Below are 7,228 nucleotides of genomic sequence, written 5' to 3'. Positions count from 1 at the left end.
TACAAGCAGAAAAAAACGAGAATGGCAATATCAATATTGGCAACTGGCGGGCGAATTAGTTCATTTTCACGCGGCAAAATATCCAAAATGTAGCCGTCCGTGTCATTTTCTGCTTGAAAAACTACATCGTCTCCAACGAGCGGTGTCATTTTACGTTTACGAAAGTTTCCTCTAGCCCGCGTTTGATATACTTTTCCTTCATGAAAGACGTAATAAAAACCGCTTAACGCTTTAATAATTTGACCTTCCAGTTCTAACGACCTCCTTTAATTCGGATAATCTACCGTACCTTCATCAATTGTCGTATCGTCTCTTACGACCTTATAACTCCCTTTTGAACCTTCTTCAATTTCAAAAGTGATGGTCACGCTTGTATCTTTCGTGATATCCAGTTCGCGGTAAGGCGTTGACATCGAATGATTCTTATCTTCAATGAAAATTTTAATGTGTTTAGCTTCAGGCGAATCATTATTTTCATCATCCTTGTTGTCTTCTGCTTCCCCATAAGGAATCGTAATCGTTTTCGTGACCGATTTTACTTCTTTTTCTTTTGGTCCTTTTGAAATAACCACTTTAACGGTAGATCCTGCATTAATACTCGTTCCAGCAGTTGGTGATTGTGAAATGACTTGACCTTTATCAACGGAGTCACTATTTTCTTCCGATGTTTCAATTGTGATTCCAATAGATGCCGCATAATCATCAAGTGCTGTTTGATTATAGCCACGTAAATCTTTTAATGTAATCGGTGCTTGACCACGACTCACCGTAAGTTCAACATCTGTATCTTTTGCTACCACTTCAGTTCCGGCAGTTGGTGTTTGAGAAATAATCATTCCTTTTTCAACCGAATCGTTATATTCTTCTTTTTTCGATACGGTTTTAAAGCCTTGTTCTTGTAATACTTTTTCTGTATCCTCGTAGCTTCTACCTGAATAGTCTTCCATCGTTACTTTTTTCGAGCCAATGCTTATATAAATAGAAACTCTGGTTCCTTTTTCTTTCATTTCGCCGGCCTCTGGATCTGTACTAATGACATTTCCTTCTTTCACGGAATCACTATTTTTTTCAATCGTTCGTCCAATTGTAAAACCGTCTTTTTGCAACCTAGAAATGGCTTGCGCTTCTGTTTTACCAGTAACGTCAGGAATTTCAAATTCAGTAGGATTTTTCCCAAGTAGCCAAAGGGTTAAAATAATGCCCGCAAAGAGCAAAATCACAGCTAAAACGATCCAGAAAATTTTCTTTTTCTTGCTCATTTTTTTCTTAGGCTTCTTTTCGTCTAGCTTTTCTTCCTCTGTTGGTAGTTCTTCAGCATTAGCCGTTTGTGTCACGGTATCATCTAAATTTCGCATCGCATTTTTAGTGGCGATAATGGGAATCGTTTTTGTATCGCCATCATCAGCTCTCGGAATAAATTTAGGTTCATTTAGACGTTCCTCATTTAAGCAGGTTTCTAAATCCGCCTCCATCTCATCAGCAGACTGGTAGCGCGAAGTTGGGTCTTTAACTGTGGCTTTAATAATAATATTCTCAAGACTTTGCGGAATCGCAGGATTTTCTTGTCGAACAGATGGGATACTTCCTTGAAGATGTTTAATTGCAATAGAAACGGCTGATTCTCCGTCATATGGTACTTGACCGCTTAAGAGCTCATATAAAACAATCCCAAGCGAATAAATGTCGGATTTTTGCGTGGCCATACCGCCCCGAGCTTGTTCAGGAGATAAGTAATGGACAGAGCCTACTAGAGAGTTTGTTTGAGTAATAGACGTCTCAGAAAGCGCCATCGCAATGCCAAAATCTGTAATTTTTACAACCCCATCATGATCAATCAAAATATTTTGTGGCTTGATGTCTCGGTGAATAATATGATATTTATGCGCGGCCGAAATAGCTGAAACAATTTGCTTCATAATTTCTACCGTTTCTTCAAAGGGAATGGGATGTTTTTCTTGGATATATTGCTTTAAATCCATTCCTTCTACGTACTCCATCACAATATAATGCAAGTCATTTTCTTCCCCGACATCATAAATGCCCACAATATTTGGATGGACTAAACTAGTAGCGGATTGTGCTTCGCGCTGAAAACGCCGAATCAAATTGCTTTCGTCTGCCAAATCAATTCGTAAAATTTTAACAGCGACATCCCGGTCTAAAATCATATCCCTTGCCAAGAAAACATTTGCCATTCCGCCGCCGCCAATTGGACTTATAATTTTATAGCGTCCACTAAGCCTCTTACCTATCATCATGATGCTCTGCCCCCTCTCCGCATCTTATCACGCTCAAGTAAAAGCACAGTAATGTTATCTTCCCCGCCATTTGCATTGGCTTTTGTAATTAATGTATCTGCTTTTTCTGCCAGTGTGCGCCTACTCATTAAAACTTGTTTCATTTCTTCTTCTGAAATCATGTTACTAAGGCCATCTGAACATAAAAGTAAAATATCTTCTATTTGAAAGGGTGTAATAAATGTATCCGTGTCCACATATCCTTCGACACCAAGCGCTCGAAGTAAAATATTTTTTTGCGGATGATTTTCTGCATCTTCTTTTGAAATTTCACCTTTACGGAGAAGTTCATTCACAAGGGAATGATCTTCTGTAATTTGTTTAAATCGCTCTTCTTGTAGCAAATAACCGCGGCTATCGCCAACATTTGCAACAATGGCCTGACTACGTGTGAAAATAGCCGCGACAAGTGTCGTTCCCATTCCTTTTAGTTCAGGCTCGGCTTCTGCTCGACTTGTAATAGCACGATTGATTTTTTGAATGGTAATTCGAAACCATTCCTCTACATCACTTGCATGTAAAAATTCTTCTGTTTCTTGCCATGCTTCACTGAGTAATTTTACGGCCATTTCAGACGCGACATCACCAGCACGGTGACCGCCCATTCCGTCTGCAACTATGACAATTGGATTCCCTGTTTTATTTTCAAAAACACCACCGCTATCTTCATTGTGATGTCTTATTCTTCCTCTGTCAGTTCTAAATTCAACTTGCATAGTTTTTTCTCTCCAATCTTAAGGGCACCGTTTGAAGCTCGCGACATAAAACCCGTCACTTCCAAAATCAGTTGGTAAAATTTGTAAGTCGTTACCCGTCTTTAAGTGTTCTAACGTTTTAGGAACAGATACAGAAAGCATCTCAAATTCCGGATGGCTATTCAAGAATTTTTGAACAACCTCAGTATTTTCCATCTGGTCTATTGTACATGTACTATATACCAATATACCATTTTCTTTTACAAGTTGGCTAACTTCGTCTAAAATTGCCAACTGAATTTCACTAAGACGCGTGATATCCTCCGGTTTTTTACTGTATTTAATATCCGGTTTACGCTTTAAGACGCCAAAGCCAGAACACGGCGCATCTACTAAAACACGGTCAAAGCTTTTTTCTTCAAATTCTGCCGTTGCTTTTCTGGCATCAAGCGCGAGTGTCCGTATATTTAATAGATTTAAGCGACGCGCAGCTTGTTCGACAAGTTTCGTCTTGTGTGCATGGATATCAAGCGCCATCACGCTACCCGTCCCATTCATTTTCTCCGCAATTAGCGTGGTTTTCCCACCAGGAGCAGCACAAGCATCTAAAACGTCCAAATCGTCCTTAAGCTCTAGCGCATAGGCCACGACCATCGAACTTTCGTCTTGAATGGTACATTTTCCTGTTTTAAAGGCATTCGTATTAGCTATACTTCCTTTTTCGATTTCAAGCGCCCAAGGAATAGTTTCTGACACTTTTGAAGCAATCCCTTGATCGGCAAACTCTTTTACAAGTGACTTCGGATTCGTTTCGGTTGTATTGACACGCACCGTTTGATTTGGCGGAACTAAAAAGGCTTCGCCAAGTTCAAGTGCCCGCCTGTAGCCGTACTGGTCAATTAAACGCTCGGCAAGCCATTCTGGAAGACTTGCCTCGATACTAAGCCGCAAAACGTCGTCTGAAATATCGTTAAACGCAGGGAAGCCTGACCGGATAATATTACGAAGCACGCCGTTTACAAATTTCGTCACACCTTCGTGACCGCGTTTTCTCGCAATTTCACCCGCCTCGTGTAAAATAGCATGTTCCGGAATTTTATCTAAAAAGGCTAGTTGATACACCGAGAGTCTAAGTAAATTTTGAACCCAATCCTCTGGTTCCTTTTTTTAAAAACGGTTCAAGATAAAAATCAAGCGTAATTTTCCGCTGAATGGTTCCGTATACAAGCTCCGTTAGAAGACCTCTATCGGCTAGATTTAAATCTTGTTTTTTAGAGCATCGTTTATAAGTAAATGGCTATAAGAGCCTTGTTTTTCCACTTTTAGAATGAGTTCAAGCGCAATTTCGCGAACTTCTTTTTTCATTTAATCACCAAACCTAACGTCATTTGATATGTTACGAAGCGTTCCTTGAATAAAGGCATTCGCATCCATTTTGGGCTTACCGTAAGGCTGAACAATATCCGGCACGACCATATGACCGTCCCCGCAAACAATGCCAAACGTTGATTTATTAAGCATAACAAAACTTCCAGGCGCAGAATCAGACCTTTCTTCCGCAAGATGCGCACGCCAAATTTTAAAAGGTTTTTCCATAAAGATAGTATAAGCCACCGGAAACGGCGATAAACCGCGAATATGGTTCCAAACGACCCTCGCTTCTTTTGAAAAATCAAGTTTTTCCTGTTCACGTGTCACATTGCGTGCAAACGTTACGTTTTCCGGATTTTGCGGCACCGCTTTAATTTCCCCTGCTAAAAAGGCAGGTAAGGTGTCCATTAAAAGATCCGCGCCAAGTTCAGAGAGTTTATGAAACATCGTCCCTGTATCGTCTTCATCTGTAATTGGAATGCTGCGACTTGCAATCATATCGCCGGCATCTAGTTTTTGAACCATATACATAATCGTCACGCCTGTTTCCTTTTTCCCATCCATAATCGCATAATGAATCGGCGCACCGCCGCGATATTCCGGCAGAAGGGAGGCGTGGACATTAATCGCGCCTTTTGTAGGATGTGTGAGTAAACGGTTTGGTAAAATTTGGCCATACGCAGCGGTCACGAGTAGCGTTGCATCTAACTCAAGTAGCTCTCTTAGTTCATCTGAATCGCGTAATTTTTCCGGTTGATAAACAGGGATGTTTAATTTCTGGGCGGCTACTTTAACGGGTGGTGCAGTTAAAACGCGCTTTCTGCCTAGCGGGCGATCTGGTTGTGTGACAGCGGCGATTACTTCATATTGTTCGGCCAGTTTTTCTAGAATGGGGACGGCAAAATCAGGCGTGCCCATAAAAATAATTTTTTCCATTTTTTCGCTCCTTACATCAGAACGTACGGTTCCACATCAATTGAAATCGTCAGTCCTTTTGCTTGTTCTTTTTGATAGTGTTCAAGTAGGCTCTTTAATTCATTTTTTAAAGTAGGTTCTTTTTTATATTTAATCATGCATTGATAGCGATACTTATTTTTAATCCGACTAATGGTGCTTGGAACTGGGCCTAGAATAATCGAGTCGGGGCCAAGTTTTGTGCGCAGGAAGCTCGCCATGTCTTGAATGGTTTGAATCACTTTTCGCTCCTCTTCATGGCTCACATTAATCAGTGTTAAAAAGTAAAACGGCGGGTAAGCGCCTTTATGCCGCATGAGCATTTCGTGTTTATAAAAACCGTGATAATCATGCATTTTCGCGTATTCGATACTGTAATGTTCGGGGCTATAGCTTTGAACGACTACTTCTCCGGGTAAAACATGGCGCCCAGCTCGCCCGCTCACCTGCGTGAGCAACTGAAAGGTTCGTTCAGCCGATCTAAAGTCAGGTAAAAACAGCATCGTATCCGCATTTAAAACGCCGACAAGGGTAATATTAGGAAAATCAAGGCCTTTTGCAATCATTTGCGTTCCGAGTAAAATATCGGCCTCGCCGTTTTGAAAACGCGTGAGAAGTTTCTCGTGTGCGCCTTTTTGACGCGTTGTATCCACGTCCATTCGAATGACACGTGCCTCGGGAATTAATTTTGCAAGGCTCTCCTCCACTTTTTGTGTGCCCGTCCCGAAGTAACGTATGTGCTCACTTTCACAGGATGGACATTTCTCCGGTACACGTTCCTCATGGCCACAGTAGTGACATTTCATTTTGCGGGTTGCCTGATGATATGTAAGGGAAATGTCGCAATTGGGGCATTCGACCACGTAACCGCAGTCGCGACACATGACGAATGACGCGTACCCTCTTTTATTTAAAAGTAGGACGGTTTGTTCATTTCGCTCTAGTCGCTCTTTGATTTTTTCGAGTAATGTGCGGGAAAATTCTGTGCGGTTTTCGCTGCGCAATTCTTCGCGCATGTCGATGATATGAACTTCCGGCATTTCTTGTTGGTTGATGCGTGCTTTGAGTTCTAACAATTTGTATACATTTTTCGTAGCCCGCGCATAGGACTCAAGGGACGGCGTGGCGCTACCTAGCACAACTGGACAGTGGTGTCTTTTCGCTCGCCAAATAGCCACATCGCGTGCGTGATACCGCGGATTATCTTCTTGTTTATAAGTAGCCTCGTGTTCCTCATCAATTATAATAAGGCCAAGGTTTTCAAAGGGGGCAAAAATGGCGGAACGAGCGCCGACCACAACTTGTGCTTCTTTTCGTTCAATTTTACGCCACTCGTCATATTTTTCACCGTGTGAGAGTGCACTGTGGAGGACTGCTACGGCATCTCCAAACCGACTTTTAAATCGCTCCACCATTTGCGGCGTCAGTGAAATTTCCGGAACAAGCACAATCGCTTCTTTCCCCTTTTGCAACACTTCGGCGATGGACTGTAAATAAATTTCCGTTTTACCACTTCCCGTAACCCCGTGTAGTAAAAAGGTTTCCGGGCGTCCCTCCTTTGCTGCAAGCAAAATTTCATCGTTTGCCGCCTGTTGTTCTTTTGATAGCGCAAGCGGCTCTGTCCTTTCAAACTCACGTCCTGCATAAGGATCGCGGTTCACCTTTTTTTCAGCAAACTGAAGCATACCATTATCGACTAATTTCTGAATGGCTTGCCCGCTCACACCAAGTTCTTCTCTTAGCTGTTTTAGCGGAACAAAATCTTCTTCTGTTGTTTCAAAATAGGCAAGTAGTTTAGCTTGTGCTTTTGCATTTTTAGGTAAATCTAATTGTGCATCGTGTAGCTGGTTTGGCGTAAGCGGGCAGGTGACAACACGCATTTTTTTATTCGTCACTTTGTTTTTGACGGCA

Annotated in this window: 4 protein-coding genes and 2 pseudogenes; all 6 read right to left on the bottom strand. The window is 41.8% G+C overall.

What is annotated here, in order from left to right:
- Positions 1-251 (bottom strand): annotated as a pseudogene (locus LFLEISCH_RS15060) (ribosome small subunit-dependent GTPase A); the annotation flags it as partial.
- 15 nt (positions 252-266) lie between these two features.
- Positions 267-2,258 carry a Stk1 family PASTA domain-containing Ser/Thr kinase gene (gene pknB / locus LFLEISCH_RS10600; protein ID WP_007476275.1) on the bottom strand — a complete coding sequence of 664 codons (1,992 nt, stop codon included), beginning with the start codon at positions 2,256-2,258 and terminating at the stop codon, positions 267-269.
- The gene (locus tag LFLEISCH_RS10595; RefSeq protein ID WP_007476273.1) at positions 2,255-3,013 is read right to left on the bottom strand and encodes a Stp1/IreP family PP2C-type Ser/Thr phosphatase; all 759 of its coding nucleotides are present in this window, start codon (positions 3,011-3,013) and stop codon (positions 2,255-2,257) included. The genes pknB and LFLEISCH_RS10595 overlap by 4 nt, the downstream gene beginning before the upstream one ends.
- Before the next feature lie 18 nt (positions 3,014-3,031).
- Positions 3,032-4,357 (bottom strand): annotated as a pseudogene (gene rsmB / locus LFLEISCH_RS10590) (16S rRNA (cytosine(967)-C(5))-methyltransferase RsmB).
- The gene (gene fmt, locus LFLEISCH_RS10585) at positions 4,358-5,299 is read right to left on the bottom strand and encodes a methionyl-tRNA formyltransferase (RefSeq protein ID WP_007476267.1); all 942 of its coding nucleotides are present in this window, start codon (positions 5,297-5,299) and stop codon (positions 4,358-4,360) included.
- An 11-nt stretch (positions 5,300-5,310) separates the two neighbouring features.
- Positions 5,311-7,212, bottom strand: coding sequence for a primosomal protein N' (gene priA, locus LFLEISCH_RS10580; RefSeq protein WP_420912441.1), 1,902 nt, complete (start codon positions 7,210-7,212; stop codon positions 5,311-5,313).
- Positions 7,213-7,228 lie beyond the last annotated feature (16 nt).

This window comes from Listeria fleischmannii subsp. fleischmannii LU2006-1 (assembly GCF_000344175.1).
Classification (GTDB): domain Bacteria; phylum Bacillota; class Bacilli; order Lactobacillales; family Listeriaceae; genus Listeria; species Listeria fleischmannii.
The sequence above is the reverse complement of the archived record's forward strand: the minus strand, read 5'-3'. Positions and strand labels throughout refer to the sequence as shown.

What these genes read in the sequence shown, in the direction of transcription:
- pknB (WP_007476275.1), bottom strand. Translation starts at nt 2,258, where the DNA reads ATGATGATAGGTAAGAGGCTTAGTGGACGCTATAAAATTATAAGTCCA.
- LFLEISCH_RS10595 (WP_007476273.1), bottom strand. Translation starts at nt 3,013, where the DNA reads ATGCAAGTTGAATTTAGAACTGACAGAGGAAGAATAAGACATCACAAT.
- fmt (WP_007476267.1), bottom strand. Translation starts at nt 5,299, where the DNA reads ATGGAAAAAATTATTTTTATGGGCACGCCTGATTTTGCCGTCCCCATT.